The sequence below is a fragment of the Streptomyces sp. NPDC052079 genome (assembly GCF_040680275.1).
Taxonomy (GTDB): domain Bacteria; phylum Actinomycetota; class Actinomycetes; order Streptomycetales; family Streptomycetaceae; genus Streptomyces.
Genome location: NZ_JBFAWL010000004.1, coordinates 73,873 through 89,273, shown reverse-complemented (window position 1 = coordinate 89,273; position 15,401 = coordinate 73,873). Strand labels below are relative to the sequence as shown.

Sequence of the window (15,401 nt, the reverse complement as noted above, 5' to 3'; positions counted from 1 at the left end):
GTCAGGAGGACCCACGAGGATGACGGAGAACGGCCCGGCCGACCTGCTCGCCGCGCTCATCGGCGCCGGCACTCTAGACGAGGCGGAGCAACTGGTACGGCTCCACGGCGAGTTGACCGACGACGCGAGCATGGACCTGCTGCGGGAATGGGAGGAGCGGGCGGTCGACGCCCAGGACCGGGAGACCGCTGATGTCCTCTCCTTCCACGCGCGGCTGCTGTACCGCTGCCGTGTCGTCGGCGTGGCCGAGACCTTCGGGGAAATCCGGGGACACCCTGTGGGAGTCACCGACACCTGGGAGACCGCCCTCGCCGCCACTGCCGCCGTTGAGGACGGGGACGGCGGTGGCGGGACCGAACAGGCCCTTGCCGAGGAGGCATGGCGGCGCGTCCTGGAGCTGGTGCCGTATGAAACCGACCGCGTCTCCCCGCAGGCGCGCACGGCTGCCCTGGACGGACTGGCCCGTCTGCTGTTCACCCGTCCGATGACGGACACCGAGCCGGACGGACCCACGCTCGACGAGGTGGTGGCGCTGTGGCGCCAGGCCGTCCGTGAGGCCGCCGATCCCGTGGAGGCCGCCGGTTACCGCACCAACCTGGGCGCGGCCCTGGCACGCCGCTACGAGCTGAACGGCGACCTCCAGGGCCTGGCGGAGGCGGTCGAGGCCTTCACCGCCGCCTCGCGGACCCCCTCTGCCGAGGCCCTCACCCGGGCCGGCGCGTTCACCGGGCTGGGAAACGTGCTGATCGCCCTGTTCGAGGCCAAGCAGACCGCTGCCGACGCGGACGCCGCGGTTCATGCCCTGCAACAGGCCGTGGACCTCGTTCCCGAGGGCGATCCGGCGCGGGCCGAGTTCGTCAACAACCTTGGCCTCGGCCTGCTCAACCGTTACGAGGCAGCCGGCGCGTTCGAGGACCTCGACCGCGCGGTGGCGGCCCTGGAGAGCGTGGTGGACGCCTTCGACGAGGACGCCCCGCAACGGCCCGGCGCCCTGGCCAACCTCGCCAACGCCCGCCTCCAGGGGTACGAGAGCGGCGCCGACGCGGCCGACCTGGAGCGCGCCGTCGACGCCGTGGAGCAGGCACTGGCCCACCGGGAACTCACCCCCGCCGAACGGCCGGGGTGTCTCAACACCTACGCGGGCTGCCTGTTGGCCCGGCACACCCGCAGCGGCGACCTCGACGACCTCGACCTGGCGATCGACGCCGGCGAACAGGCGGTCGAGGCCACCCCTGCCACCGCACCCGAGCGGGCCATCTACCTGGACACTCTGGCCTCGGCCCGACGGGAGCGTTTCCTGCGCACCGGCGACCCCACGGAACTGCGCCGTGCCATCGGGCACGCCGAGCAGGCGGTGGGAATGACCGGCGCCGACGCCACCGAACGAGCCCGCCGCCTGGCAACGCTCGCCGGCTGCCTGGCGACCACATACGACGGGGAACGCGTCCGACCGGAACTGCTGGACACCATCGTGGCCCGCTCCCAGGAGGCGTTCGACCTCACCCCGGACCACTCCCCGCAGTGGTGGCTCCACGCAAGCAACCTGGCCGCCGGTCTGCTCGACCGCTACGAGACGCGCAGGGACCCGGCGGATCTTGACCGCGCATGTCAGCACTACGAACGGGCGATCGCCGCGGTCCGGCCGCGCAGCCCCGAGCTGGCCGCCCTCTCGTACAACCTGGCGGTCGGCCTCCGGTTGCGCCACGACCGCGGCTCCCACATCCGGGACCTGCGCCGGGCCATGGAGGCGCTGCGCCGCGCCGCTAGGATCGGACTCGTCCACAGCCCCCAGGTCGCGCTGCTCGCCGCCCGTACCCTGGGGGACTGGACCGCCGAACGGCAGGCGTGGGACGAGTCCGCCTGCGCGTACGCCATCGGGCTGAAGGCCATGCACCAGCTGGTGCGCGCGCAGACCACCCGCGCCCAGCGCGAGACCTGGCTGCGCGAGGCACGGCGGCTTCCGGCCCGAGCGGCCTTCGCCATGGTCCGTGCCGGGCGGGTGCCCCAGGCCGCTGCCGGCTTCGAACACGGCCGGGCGCTGGTCCTCTCCGAAGTCCTGGAACGCGAACGCGTCGACCTGTCCCGTCTGCGCGCCCAGGGACACCAAGACCTCGCCGACCGCTACCAGTTGGCCGCGCAACGCGTCACCGCCCTGGAACGAGCCGCTCCCGGCGACTCGCGCCACCCGTTCACCGGGCCGGCAGCACCTCGCAGACGGGACGCCCATGACGCTGCGCGGAAGGAACTGGACCAGGCGATCACCGCGATCCGTGCGACCGGCGGCTTCTTCGGTTTTCTGCGGAATACGGACTCCCAGGACTCCCACCGTCCGGCCCGGCCCGCGGGCGGTCCGGCCGTGGTGTACCTGGTGACCGCACCGGCCGGCGGTCAGGCCGTCATCGTCGACGACGATCTCCGCACGGTCCCACTGCCGGAGCTCACGGAGGCCGCCGTCGCGTCCAGGGCCGGCGACTTCCTCGCCGCGCAGGCCACGCGCTCGGCGTCGGCCGCCGTGTGGGAGACCTGCCTGGACGACGTCACACGATGGCTCTGGGACGCGGCCATGGCACCCGTACTGACAGCGCTCGACGGGCACGAGCACGCCGTTCTCGTGGCCGCCGGCGAACTGAACCTGCTGCCGCTGCACGCCGCCTGGCGGCCCGCGTCCACGGCGAGCGGCCGCTGGTACGCCCTGGACCAGATGCTCCTCACCTACGCGCCCAACGCGCGAGCCCTCGACGTGGCCCGCCGACTCGCCGCCGAGGCCGATCCGACGAGCTTGCTGATGGTCGACGCCGTCGGGTCCCGGCCGACCGCGGATCTGCCCACGATCAGCCACGAGGTGAACGCGGCCCTAGGCTCCTTCGACCACCACCGGCGACTGACCGGCCCCGACTGCTCCGTGCCCGACGTCCTGGCCGCGATGAGGGAGCATCACGTCCTGCACTTCGCCTGCCACGGCCTCGCCCACCTCGATCATCCGCTCGACAGTGCCCTGCTCCTGGCACAGGGCGAACTGACCCTGCGTGACGTGCTGGAACAGCGCCTCACCTCAGTGAGGGTCGCCGTGCTGTCCGCCTGCGAGAGCGCGCTGTCGGGCACCGTCCTGCCTGACGAGGCCGTCGGACTGCCGACCGGCCTGAGCGAGGCCGGCGCAGCGGGGGTGGTCGGCAGCCTGTGGCGTGTACGCGATACCACCACCACCCTCCTCATCTCCTGCTTCTACCAGAGCTGGCGGCAGGAGGGACTGGAGCCCGCCCAGGCACTGCGCCGGGCCCAGATCTGGGTGCGCGACAGCACGAACGGCGAAAAGGCGCACCGCTTCCGGGATATTCCGGAGGTGACCAGGCCGGACATGCCCCCACTACACCGCCGCTTCTGGCAAAAGGCCCGCCCCCACACCGGCCCCGCCCACTGGGCCGCGTTCACCTACACCGGCATGTGAACGGCGCGCGCCTGGCGGCAGGGCTCACTCGCCTACGTACGCGAACGTGGCCAGCAGGACGGCGAACGGTGCGCCTGCGCCCACAGGGCTTGGCTCCGGCGGGGCCGGCACGGTCGCCGCTCAGTTCCCCGATGCCGGGGCACATGTCGCGCTTCGCGCCGTTCGGCGTGTCGGGGACCCATTACTGCGCCCGTCGCAACGCTTCCGGCGGATCCAGCCCGTCGGAGCGCCGCAAGGCGTAGAAGCGGGCCATCAGCACCATCGCGCTCAGGTGGGGAGACTGCCCACAGCGGCGTGTTCAGTCGTCGCTGCGGAAGAGCCTGCGGCCGCCGTGCTTCTTGTGCACGGCCTGCCTGCTCACGCCGAGGACCTCGGCGATCTGGGCCCAGCTCCGGCCCTGGGTGCGTGCCCGCCGAACCAGCACCGCCTCCTGGCGTTCCAGCACCTTCCGCAGTTCGGCGATCGCGGCAAGGGCCTCGATCGGGTCGCCGTCTCCGGTGCGCTGTGCTAGCCGGGTGAGCTGGGGGAGCTCGTCGCTGTCCATGGACGCAATTTTAGTTGACATACCCTGTCGGGCGTCAAACGTGGTTGACACCGGAGGGGAGGCGGCCATGTGACGAGGCCAGGGACTCCAACAGGTGGCCGTTGACCTGCCCGGACTGCTCCATGCAGCCGAGATGCCCGCAGCCGGCGTCCCGAGCCTGACCGAAGAGACGCAACCTTATCGAGCTCAGCTGGCTTGACGCCCCGATAAGCCGTCACGGCCACCTTCAGCGGATGTCAGCCGAACGGCAGCACTCAACGTAACCATCACGCTACGCTCAACTGGGGACACTTGAGCACGGGGGTGGGAGCATGACCGGCGCAACTCCAGGTGACCAGCCACGTGCTGGTGCAGGTACGCCCGCGCCGCCAAGTCCAGCTTCCGCCACGGGACAGAGCGGCCCGGCTGCGCGGGTCGCCATCGCGGCGGCATTCATCAACTCCGTTGGCGGTGGTGACCTCTGGTCGCCGACACAAAGCGACCGGGCCTCACCTAGCCCGACACCGTCGGACTCGCCCGATCTTGTAACCGGCTGTCGCCAAGGTGTGTTGGAGCAGGCCGGTGACGCTGCCCTTTGATCTGAACGTTGCCTCTTCGCCGCGACCGAAGGTGGCTTGGGAGCCTTCTCTATCGAGTCGGCCGGTGCCGACCCAGTGCTCCACCAAGTGGGTCACTTTTGATCCCCCGTCAGAGGGTCAGGGGCCAACCGTCGTCGAGAGTCCCGCCCGACAAGAAGGGACGTGCGCTGGCCGTGCTGCTGTCAGGCACGACGGTGGCCACGATCGCCGGTGGCCCTGGTGGGGCGGTACTCGGCACGTTGCTCGGCTGGCGGGCCACCTTCTGGGCCGTCGCCGCTCTCTGCCTGCCCGCAGCTCTCGGCATCCTGAAGGGGATCCCCATGGGACGGGTGAAGGCAGAGGCGACTGGCGGGCCGGCCCTGCGAGCAGAGCTCATCCGGCCGCGGTTGATCCTGGTGATGCTGCTCGGCGCGCTGGTGAACGCGGCGACGTTCGCAAGCTTCAGAGAGGCCTTCCCCACAGCCCACAGGAAGGACCGTCCCCATGAGCCACTCCCCCGCAGGCTGCATCAGACCCCACCTGGCCGTGCGCGGAAGTGATGGTCCGCCTGCCGCTCGGCGAGTGCCAACCAGCGCCTGAGCACGTTCCTGCCCTACGGTCACGCGGTGCAGTAACGGGAGAGCCGGGCCTCTCCCGCAGCGATGTGTCCCACCGCTTGGCATGACGGACTGCACCTTCCAGCAGGAGGCCCGCCTGGAGGCGGCTTCCACGAAACTGGAGTGGTTCGAGACTTCCGGCCTGCTGATGCGCGAGCACACGGTGATGAACTCCCCCGCCTTACGGGGTACCAGAGCTACCAGCCCGTCCGGCTCACCGGAGCGCACCGCGCGTCGGCACCTACGCCAAGGTGGTCCTTGCCGCGGACGGCCCACGTCCCCGGACGAGCTGCTGGCCGGAGTAGCAGGCGGGGCTGGGCTCGGCGGCTGAATGGGGGAAGGGAGCGGGCAGGGGGTGTCGGTACCTGGGCGGTGGAAGGGCACACCCCGACAACGGGACACCACCCTCGGGGTGGATCAGGTTCCATGGCTGCCGCGGAGGAGGCCGGATGTGCCCTGCCGCCTCCGCGGAGCATTGAAGTGAAGCGCGGGGTGGTGAGCGGGGGACCCTCAGCAGTTGTTCGACCAGCGGTGGCTGGAGATGTTGTTGTTCATCGTCTGTCCCTGGCCCGACTTGCCATCCCACAGGAAGTAGATTCCCGTGAGGTTGTCGAGGTAGCGGCCGTTCGGCAGGCAGTTCTTGGAGCCGCCGTAGCCCGTGGTCCAGAACAGGTCGACGTCTTCGTACGCACCGGCATAGCCGCGGTTCTCCAGCGAGCTCGCCCTGTTGCGCATGCTGATGCCGGAGCAGGTCGACCAGTCGGTGTCGTCGTTCAGCCAGCGGCACTGGGCTCCGCTGCGTCCGAAGCCGTCCCACGCATACAGGTATCCGTCGGCGGCTGCGACCGCCGGGGCGGAGGCCGTCGGAGTCGATGAGGACCGGGTGGGCTCTGCGGAGGCGGACGGGGTGGCCGCAGCCATGGCGGTGAGGGTGAGAGCGGTCAGGGCGATGCCGATCTTCTTCATGATGTCCTTTTCCGTGGTGGTCGGGTGTTCCGGTGGATGGTCACTGCGAGCGGACGATGGTGCGGGCGCGAGCAAGGGCTTCGTTCTCCAACGTGAGCCTGGTACGCACCTCCTCCTCGTACCGTTGGCGGAGCTGCTTGCCGTACCGCTCGCCGAGGCGGTGAGCTGTTCGGGACAGACCGGTACTTGCCGCGCAGCGTGCCTCGGTGACCGCTGTGCGGATCTCCCTTTCCCGGCTGATCCCGCGATCCGCGTTGAATGCGGCGCGGGTTTCCTGCGGGGTCGCGTAAGGGAATCCGCGGGCTCGCATGCATGTCGACCAGTCTTCGACCGACTTCGTGAACTCTGCGTCGCCGGCGGTCATGCGGCTTCGCAGTGCGGCGAGAGCATCGGTGACCGTAGTGACACGAAACCATGTCTCGAGGTCTCCGTAGAGCTCCCTCTGGGCTTGCGCCCTGCAGCCGTCGTCCACGCGGCCGACGGTCATTCCGGCGGGATCACGAGCCGTGATGTGCCTGGCTGATTTCCTGCCGTGAAGAGCATCCAGCGCGCGCTTTTGTTCCGACGACGTCAATCCGGCGAAATACCGCCGATTCGGGTCGGACGTGCGCAACTTTTCGCGTTGTGCGGAGAGGTCGCTACCGTATCCGTGTCTCGATGCCCACCGGAGATCGTCGACAACGTAGGGAAAGTCACGATCGTCGGGAAGAGGTCGCCGGGGCACCACCCACGTTTTGAAGCCGTGGCTCGCCATACAGGCACGGGTCAGTACCTCTTCGGCTTCGTGGAGCGTGTCCTTCTGCGCTTCGCCGAGAGCATGCGGCCGTGGAGTCGATGGTTCGGGCCTTGCATTCGCGAGGCCCACGGCTCCCACCACCGTCACGATGGCCGCCGCCGCGATGACGGCTCTGCGGTGACGTCGCACCGTTCCTCCCTGTGAAGCTCGTCTCCAGCTTGCTGTCAGGCACGTCGTGATCGAGCAGAAGCGGTGCGCTTCGACTCATCGGAGCTCCTCGTGTCGCCGCCGACCGAGCGTGTGCGGCCGGCCGGACGAGCAGAACGTAAGGGCGAAGTGATCGGGTGCGTCATCCGGAAGTTCGCGGAGTGACGTCCTGTGCCGCTGTGAGGTAGGGCCGAAGTAGCCGCTGTCACCGTGCGCGGGCTCCCATGTCCCGGACACCACACGCGCGCCGGAGCGCGACTACGCGATGAACCGGGACAGTGGACGCGCTCGGGACGGCCGTCTTTTCCCTCACCGGCGTCATCCAGCCGATGTGCGCAAGCGAGCCCGCACAGGCCAACTCCGCTGGCTATCATCCCTGGCGGCTGGGCACCGGCCGTGACGAGAGGGGAAACCGCCGATGAGCGGCATAGTGATTCATGTGCCGCCGGCGCATGGCGCGGAGCCCACAACCTTGCACCTGGGCCCGGGGGAGGCCGCGCGCTTCGGCCGGGGCACGACGGCGCATCCGGTCGAACTGCTGCTGCCCGACCCGGCCGTCTCCCGGTTCGCCGGCGAGATCCGGGTGACCGAGGACCACTGGCGGCTCAGCAACTACTCCACCACCCACAGCTATCTGGTCGAAAACCCGGAAGGGGCCGGAGAGTACCTTCGGATCGCACCGCGCCGGTCCGGGGCGCCCATCCCGTTCGAGTTCGCCCGGGTGGTGCTGCCCACCCAGGGCTCCACGGTGAGCTTCCAGGTCTTTGCGCCCGACCACGTCTACCTCGACCCGGACGTTCACGCCGGAGCCCGGGGCACCCGAACGCTCCCCGCCTACTCCCTGGACGAGACCGCCACGTACTTCCTCGTCCTGGTGGCGCTCTGCGAACCGCGGCTGCGCGACGCGTCGGCCGTGTCCGTGCCGACCACCCCGCAGGTTGTGGAACGCCTCCGCACCCACCCGGCGCTGACGCGGCTGACCGCGCGGGGGGTCAGCGCCCACATCGACTATCTGGCGGAGCAGAAGCTGCGGGTGCGCGGGCTGCGGGACAACGCCACCCCCAGCGGTGCGCGGCGCACCGGCAAGCGCGACGCGGTGGTCGGCGTCGCGCTGCGCTTCGGCCTGGTCCGTGAGGAACACCTGCCGCTCCTGCCGTCCCGCGTGCCTGGCCCCTCGCCGGCGAAACCGGTGCTGTCCGGGGACCACGCATGAGTCAGGCCACGGCAGGTCGTCGCCGGTAGTGCCGGCCCGTCGCACAAGGCGCCGTCCGCGAAGTCGATGCCGACCGAGTCGACGAGCGGCGGGCCGAACGTGTCCACCTCGCGCTCCACCAACAAGCGAGGGGATCCGCCTGCGGGTCACCATGGGCGCTGTCGTGAGCTGGAACCTGCGGTGCCCCCGGCCGACGCGCTCTATCCTCTTGTCCGTCTGTCACGCATGCCGTACGTTGCCGAAGCCTCAGTTTCCTGGCAGGAGCATGACTTTGCGCTTACACGAGGTCACCCCCATGACCGTGATTGCCGTCGCTGCCATGGATCGGGATGCCCCAGGTGCCGGTACGACGAGCTCCGGGCCGCGGGGCGACCTCAACCGCAACGGGCACAGCGAGCCGACCAGCGGCACGCCGGACCGTTCGGATGCCGTCGGGCTGGGTGAGAGGCGCGAGACGCCGGTGTCCACCGCGCCGCTCTTCGGGCTGGTCGCGCAGGATCGTCTGCAGTCGCTGCCCCGACGGAGCGATGCGGCGACGGCGCGGCAGGCAGGAGCGGGCGGGGGCGCGGCGACGAAGGCCGCCGCGTGACCGAGGGGCCGAGAGTCGAGGTGGGCGAAGACTGGGCGGTTCCGGTGCCAGCCGGATACAGGCTGGGACGTTGGGAAGTGGTCTCCCCTCTCGCGTCCGGCAATTGGGGCAGCGTCTACGCCGCACGCCGGGCCGCCGACGAGAATCCCGGCGGCGGGACTGCCGGTTCACCGCCGGAAGAGGTGGCTCTGAAATTCGTGATGACGAATGCCTTCGGGCCGCGCCGCTCCCGCGAATGGCGGGAACTGGCCGAGCGTGAGGTCCAATTCAGTCGGACCGCTGCCCACGACCGGCTCATCCAGGTCCTGGAGACCTTCGTGGCGACCGACGAGGAGCGGCCGGACCTGGACGGCGCCGTCGTCCTCGTCATGGAGCGCGCCTCCAGCAGTCTGCAGGACCGGTTCGACACGGCAACGGACGGTGAGCCGCTCGCGGACGCCGGTCGGGTGATCACCCAGATCTGCGAAGGGCTCGCCCACCTTCACGCGGAAGGCTGGGTCCACGGCGATCTCAAGCCCGCCAACGTGCTGATCATGCCGGACGGCTCGGTCCGGCTGGCCGACTTCGGCCTGGTCTCGCGGGTTGACGGCACCCACGGTTACGCGCCGCCCCTCGGATCGCCGGACTACCTGCCGCCGGAACGCTGGCGGGCGGAGATCAGTGAGCGCGGGGTCCCGGTACGCCCCACGGCCGATATCTGGGCCCTGGGCGTCACCGTGCACCAGATCCTCACTGGCGGATCCCTCCCGTTTCCCGGCGCCACCGCTGGAGCGCGGGCGGCAGCGGTCCAGGAGTACGCGTGCGGCAGAGCCCCGCTGCGCCTGCATCCCGCTCTCGACCCCACCGGACGGGACTTCGTCACCCGTTGCCTTGCCCGTGACCACGCGAGCCGCGCCCCGGCCACCGCCGACCGCATGCTGGCTTTGGCCCGTGAATCCTCCCACACGCTCACACGGCGTCGGCGCACCGCGGTCGGGCGTCTGGGCATCTCCGCGGCGACGGGAGCCGCTGTCCTGGCTGTCGCCGCAACCACCGGAGGCTGGTGGTGGTTGACGGGACAGGCCACAGATGACGGAGCGAAGGCAGGACCCACGGCGCGGATCATCGTGTACAACGTCGAGACGCCGTGCCGGAATCAGACCGAGCGGCTGCGCGGCTGCAGCATGGGCCTGGCCTTGAACCCGTACAAGAAGTACAAGTCGGGCAATGTCTCCGAGCATCGGATCTGGCACGGAGACGTGCTGGAAGCAGACTGCGTGCTATTCGAAGGAGACCGGGTGGCTGACGAGACCGGCGTCGGCACCACACGCTGGTACCGGGTGAAGGTCCCCGAGGAGCCATCCGGGCACGCCTGGTTCCCGGCCGTCCGTACCCGGCAAGAGCCCACCGCGTTGCCCACCTGCGGAAGCGACGGCAGGCCGGGTAGCTAGAGTCGGATGTCTGCGGCCCGCGCTGCCAGGGATTCCTTCGGATCCGCCGGGTCGCGCGTGAAGACGTCCACAACCGCCCGCTGGGCCTCCACCCAGGCGGCCGCGCCTGCGGGGGTAGCTCCAAAGGCAACTTCGGTTTCTGGAACAAGGTTGCGTCGTCCCCGCCACGGGGGAGCTCGGGGCCGCGTTGCAGTTCCAGGACGACCTTGCGTCGTCCCCCTACCTGTAGGGGGTAGCTCCCTACAGGTATGGGCCCCCTGCCACCAGGACAGCTCGTCTCCGCGCCTGCGGGGGTCGCCCGCCGGGTGGATCGCCTCGGCCGTGACCGAGCTTTCGCCGCGCCGGCGGGAGTTTGCGACCAGGTCGGAATCCTGGAGTGGCGTGGCGTAAGCCGCGGTCTCAGCGGCCCGTTTCCGCGGGAGCCGGGGAGGCGGGGGCGCGCTCGGTGGCGCAGACTGTGCCGCGGTCCTGGACGATGGCGCAGGCCTTGGCGTCCTCGGGAGCGTCGACGGCGAGCATGGAGGTGTGGGCGTCGCGCCCGTACTGCTGGCGGTATTCCTCGGAGGGGCCGTCTCGATGAGAGACGATGACCCGGTCACCGGCGAACGTCTTGCTCATTTTGGCCCAGACGGTTCCGCAGGCCTGGCTGTGACGCAGTTCGATCTTCGCCCCGTACTTCTCGGCGGTATAGACGGTGACGGCGTCGTCGGCGCAGTGGGTGTGGGCGGGATCCAGCGAGGCGCAGGTGTCGCCGTGGCAGGAGATGGTGGGTGAGGCCCGGACCGTCGGCGGTGCCGCCATCGTGGCGGGCGGCGCGGCGCGGCCGCCGGGCGCGTCACCGGCGTTCGCGGTGAGCGTCCACACCGTAATGCCCGCGCCGACGACAAGCACTCCGGCGGCCCCCAGCAGAACCGCCCCAAGGCGTGGACGACGGCCAGCCGGGATCAGGGAGTCAGCCGGAGCGGCCTCAGGAGAGGGTGGGGATGCCTCCGCAGGCGCCGACGCCGCCTCCTGCGCTGCCCGGGCGGCCTCCCACAGTTCCAGGAGTCGGTGCCGTCCGACGACTTCGGGGGCGGCCTTGGCGAAGCTGACCAAGGCATCACGACGTGGCAGCCGGGTCTGGGTGCACCAGCGGTTCCATGTGCTGGAGGAGGCGTCGGTTCGGCGACCCATGACGTTGTAGGACCAGCTGAGTTCCGTCATGCACCGGCGGATCGCTGAGATCAGCTCAACGAGCTCCGCCGACGGCTCGGCGGTGTCGCTGTCCGCGACCTCGTTCGCGTTCCCGTTCTCGTGCCGGGCTCCATCCCGGGCCGTCCCGCCCCGTTCCTCCGGTGTCCCGAACCGTCCCACAGCGCCCCCATCACGTCTGAAACTCGCTGGTCAGGGACTTGCATGTCCCAATATGACCCATCGTCAGGAGAACTGTAGCGCTGGGCCGACGGGACGGTCATCTTTCTCACTCGAGTCGCACAAAACCGTGCGACTCCAAGGTTCCGCCACCCGAGAGGAAGAGAACAGTGAACTGGAGGACCAGGAAGAAGGCCGCCGGCTGGACGGGGGCGATGCTCGCGAGCGGGGGAATGATCTTCGCGGGCATCACCGTGCTCCCCGCCGACGCGGCATCACCCTCCACGTACGCGGTCAAGGGCGTCGACACCAGCCACCACAACCACCGCGGCGGCAACCCCATCGACTGGAACGCGGTCCGCTCCTCCGGGCAGGACTTCGCCTTCGTCAAGGCAACCGAAGGCGCGGACTGGCAGGACCCGTGGTTCTCCCGCGATCTGCGCGGCGCACGGCAGGCAGCTCTGCCACACGGCCCCTACCACTTCTACGGCCGCACGCCCGCCGCGGACCAGGCCCGCAACTTCGTCGCCACTGTGAAGGCGGCCGGTTACACAGGCAAGGCTGCGGGCGAACTGCCGCCCGTGCTTGACCTGGAGCAGCACAAGGGCAGGTGCCCCGCCAACTTCAGCACCGCCGGCGTCCGCGCCTTCCTCACGTCCGTCACGTCCCAGCTGGGTGTGAAGCCGATCGTCTACACCACGAAGTCGTTCGTCGACGCCTGTATGGGCGGCGACGGCTCGGTGCTCGCCGGACATGTGATGTGGCAGCCCAGGTACGAGAGCGGGTCCAACGAGCCCGCGCCGGTGCCGGGCGCGGGGCAGGGCTGGAAGATCTGGCAGTACACGGAGACCGGGAGTGTGCCGGGCATTCCGTCCGCCGGCCGCGTCGACCTGAACGTCTTCCGCGGAACGCTCCCCGAACTACGCCGACTGGCGCACCTGGACGGGGCCGGAGGCCGGGACACCACCTCGCCGACCCCTCGACCGCCGGCCGAGCACTCCCACGCGCCGGTCACCGGAGCGCCGGTGCTGAGCGCGCAAAGCCGCGGCACCGATGTCGTCACCGCGCAGCACCTCCTGAACGCGGCCGGGGCTCGCCTGGACGCCGACGGCATCTATGGCCGCGACACGACTGCGGCGGTCAAGTCGTTCCAGACCGCCCGCAAGCTCGAGGCTGACGGGGTGGTCGGTCCGAAGACCTGGGGAGCCCTGATCGTGAGCCTCAAGGAGGGGGCGAAGGGATCGGCGGTGGTGGCCCTCCAGCACCAACTCAACGCCTCCGGCGCGCGCCTGCGTACCGACGGCGCCTTCGGGCCGGCCACCGCGGCCGCTGTCAAGTCTCTCCAGAGCGCGAAGGGCCTGCAGCCCGACGGCGTCGCCGGTCCCAGGACGTGGAGCGCCCTGCTCACCGACCGCAGTGGCGGTGGCTCCGACGCCCCGCCCACTACGGGTAGCGCCGTCGCCCTGGCCAAGCAGCTGGTGAAGACCCCGGGTATCACGTTCGCCCGCGTGCACTCTCAGACCCGGCACAGCGGCTCCACCGCCTACGCCAACATCACCGACATGGCTGCCGGCAAGGGCGCGCTCACCAGCCCGCAGAGCCACGTCGGCGCCAAGCGGGTCCAGCTCGACGCCCGTATGCTCCGCGGCCTCCTCAGCCTGCGCAACTCGCACGGGTTCCGCATGAACATCACCGAGTTCGTGGGCGGCGTCCACAGCAGCACCTCCCGCCACTACCGCGGTCTCAGCTTCGACGTCAACGAGATCAACGGAGTCCACGTCGGCAGCGGCGCCCAGCACCGCGCCTTCATGGCGGCCTGCCGCAGGCTCGGCGCGACCGAGGTGCTCGGCCCCGGTCACAAGGGCCACAGCACCCACGTCCACTGCGCCTGGAAGTGACCGGTCCCCCCTACTGACCGGGAGCGGGTGGGGCGCCACGAACACGGTGCCCCACCCCTGCCCCCTTACGGCGCCCACCTCACGGAGAATCCCGATGACCGGCAGCCCTCCCCCGACCGCACGACGTCCCGGCCCGACACGGCGTCTCGCCGACTGGCTCTGCAGCCGCCCTCTGGTACTGGCCGTCTTCGTTATCGCCGCCCTGACCATGGCCGCGTCCGCGTACCAGAACGCGCAAGGCCGCGCCGACAGCGCCCCGGCCCCGGCCCCGGCGGCCACTGCGCCCCTCGACGATTGCCTGACGCACGACGGGTGCGTGGCGGAGGCGCAGGATGGCCTTGGGGTCCCGGAGCCGGCCGAGAACACCGCGGCGAACTCACCAGCCACCCTCTCGCCTGACTCCTCCTCAGCTCCCAGCTCACCTGACGCAGCCACCCCACACGCGACGGGGTCTCCAAGGACCCCGGGCACCAGCTCCCGCACCTGGCCGCACGTCAAGTCCGGCGACCAGGGTGAGACCGTCGCCGCGATCCAGCTCCTCCTGACCTCCCACGGCTACCGCACCGCACCCGACGCGGTCTACGGCCCGGCGACCACCAGCCAGGTCACCGTCTACCAGCGCGACCGTTCCCTCGCCGACGACGGCATCACCGGCCCCGACACCTGGCACGCCCTGATTGTCACCGTCCGCGCCGGCGACCGGGGGCCGGCCGTAACAGCCGTCCAGCGCCTGCTCGCCGCCCACGGCCACCCCGTGTCGGCGAACGGCGTCTTCGACGAGGAGACCGCCGAGGCGGTCACTGCCTTCCAGACCGTCCGCTCTCTCGCACCCGATGGCGTCGTCGGCCCGGACACCTGGTCGGCGCTGGTGACCCTCGAGCAGTCATGAGCGGCAGTCACCGCTCACAGCACGAACATGACACGAAAGGACCACACGCCATGAACCGCACCTCCCGCTCCCTCTGGGCCGCCGTCACCACCGCCCTCACCGTCACGTCCCTCACCGCACTCGCCATGACGCAGGTACCCGCCGTCGCCAACGACGACCCGGCCGTCGGCGCCCGCCAGGCCGCCCCGCTCCGCCCCACCACGAACGACGTGGAGCGGCCCACTCTGCGCAACGGCAGCCGCGGTCCTGCCGTCACCGAACTCCAGCGCCGCCTCATCGCCCACGGCCACACTCTCACCGCCGACGGCATCTTCGGCCCGCGCACGGAAACCGCCGTAAAGACATTCCAGCAGGAGCACCGTCTGCAGGCCGACGGCATCGCGGGCCCCCGGACGTGGAACACCCTCCTCACGCCTCCGTCCACGCCCAACGCGCCGCGCCCCGCCTCGTACAGCCTGAAGTTCACCAAGAACTGGAACGACCCGCAGAACTCGAGGCTGGCTCTCCTCCGGGACGGCAAGGTGGTCGTCAGCTACCGCGCGGGCTCCGGCAAGGACTTCAGCAGAAACGAGTGCGCCAGCGGCTCGGGGTGGCTGCCCAGCGGGTCGTACCGGATCGCGGGGCACATGACCAACCGCGGCGCCGATGCCCTGCCATGGAACCGGCCTGCGGTGCAGGGCTACGTCATCGAGCTCGCCGACAAGGTATGCAAGCCCGTGGCCGGCCAGAAGGCAGTCAACCGCACCGACCTGTTCATCCACAGCGAGATGAAGGCCGACGGCACACAGGGCTTCAGCATCTTCGAGGAGGACAGCCTTCGGCGTTGGGAGGGTGACGCCGACTACAGGTCCTCTGGCTGCATCAAGCTCCGCCCGGACGACATCAAGGGGCTGTTCCGTCAGCTCGACCGGGTCGGCTGGCCGAAGAACCTGACTCTCCAGGTCAGCTGACATCTGAGTC

The 15,401-nt window shown here is 70.2% G+C and carries 11 protein-coding genes and 1 pseudogene; 8 read left to right on the top strand and 4 right to left on the bottom strand.

The genetic code is table 11. The features are described from left to right. The first annotated feature begins 19 nt into the window (after positions 1-19). Positions 20-3,445 (top strand): CHAT domain-containing protein, encoded by a 3,426-nt coding sequence (locus AB0L56_RS09660; RefSeq protein ID WP_365420912.1) that lies wholly within the window; start codon positions 20-22, stop codon positions 3,443-3,445. A gap of 298 nt (positions 3,446-3,743) precedes the next feature. On the opposite strand, the gene AB0L56_RS09655 is transcribed toward AB0L56_RS09660, so the two are convergent. Then, positions 3,744-3,989, bottom strand: a complete 246-nt coding sequence (locus AB0L56_RS09655; RefSeq protein ID WP_365420909.1) for a hypothetical protein — start codon at positions 3,987-3,989, stop codon at positions 3,744-3,746. 709 nt (positions 3,990-4,698) lie between these two features. Here AB0L56_RS09655 and AB0L56_RS09650 point away from each other — a divergent pair. Then, a pseudogene (locus AB0L56_RS09650) lies at positions 4,699-5,010 on the top strand (MFS transporter); the annotation flags it as partial. A 663-nt stretch (positions 5,011-5,673) separates the two neighbouring features. On the opposite strand, the gene AB0L56_RS09645 reads toward AB0L56_RS09650, so the two are convergent. Both AB0L56_RS09645 and AB0L56_RS09640 read right to left on the bottom strand, forming a co-directional pair. Next, entirely contained in the window at positions 5,674-6,129 is a 456-nt protein-coding gene (locus tag AB0L56_RS09645) for a hypothetical protein (RefSeq protein ID WP_365420906.1), read from the bottom strand. 40 nt (positions 6,130-6,169) lie between these two features. Then, positions 6,170-7,054: a hypothetical protein gene (locus tag AB0L56_RS09640; RefSeq protein WP_365420903.1), complete on the bottom strand. Its 885-nt coding sequence runs from the start codon at positions 7,052-7,054 to the stop codon at positions 6,170-6,172. A 436-nt stretch (positions 7,055-7,490) separates the two neighbouring features. Here AB0L56_RS09640 and AB0L56_RS09635 point away from each other — a divergent pair, with 436 nt between their 5' ends. The 3 genes from AB0L56_RS09635 (at position 7,491) to AB0L56_RS09625 (ending at position 10,304) form a co-directional block, all read left to right on the top strand. After that, positions 7,491-8,285 (top strand): serine/threonine protein kinase, encoded by a 795-nt coding sequence (locus tag AB0L56_RS09635; protein WP_361037814.1) that lies wholly within the window; start codon positions 7,491-7,493, stop codon positions 8,283-8,285. A 295-nt stretch (positions 8,286-8,580) separates the two neighbouring features. Further along, complete coding sequence (locus tag AB0L56_RS09630; RefSeq protein WP_365420900.1) at positions 8,581-8,874, top strand: hypothetical protein; 294 nt, start codon at positions 8,581-8,583, stop codon at positions 8,872-8,874. Beyond that, positions 8,871-10,304 carry a serine/threonine-protein kinase gene (locus AB0L56_RS09625; protein ID WP_365420897.1) on the top strand — a complete coding sequence of 478 codons (1,434 nt, stop codon included), beginning with the start codon at positions 8,871-8,873 and terminating at the stop codon, positions 10,302-10,304. The genes AB0L56_RS09630 and AB0L56_RS09625 overlap by 4 nt, the downstream gene beginning before the upstream one ends. Positions 10,305-10,703: 399 nt before the next feature. Here AB0L56_RS09625 and AB0L56_RS09620 read toward each other — a convergent pair whose 3' ends face one another. Next, positions 10,704-11,657: a DUF2690 domain-containing protein gene (locus AB0L56_RS09620; RefSeq protein ID WP_365420894.1), complete on the bottom strand. Its 954-nt coding sequence runs from the start codon at positions 11,655-11,657 to the stop codon at positions 10,704-10,706. A 167-nt stretch (positions 11,658-11,824) separates the two neighbouring features. Here AB0L56_RS09620 and AB0L56_RS09615 point away from each other — a divergent pair, with 167 nt between their 5' ends. From AB0L56_RS09615 to AB0L56_RS09605, 3 genes are all read left to right on the top strand, one after another. After that, complete coding sequence (locus tag AB0L56_RS09615) at positions 11,825-13,552, top strand: GH25 family lysozyme (RefSeq protein ID WP_365420891.1); 1,728 nt, start codon at positions 11,825-11,827, stop codon at positions 13,550-13,552. Positions 13,553-13,646: 94 nt separating this feature from the next. Next, positions 13,647-14,441, top strand: a complete 795-nt coding sequence (locus AB0L56_RS09610; protein ID WP_365420888.1) for a peptidoglycan-binding domain-containing protein — start codon at positions 13,647-13,649, stop codon at positions 14,439-14,441. 50 nt (positions 14,442-14,491) lie between these two features. After that, entirely contained in the window at positions 14,492-15,391 is a 900-nt protein-coding gene (locus AB0L56_RS09605; RefSeq protein WP_365420885.1) for a murein L,D-transpeptidase, read from the top strand. Positions 15,392-15,401 lie beyond the last annotated feature (10 nt).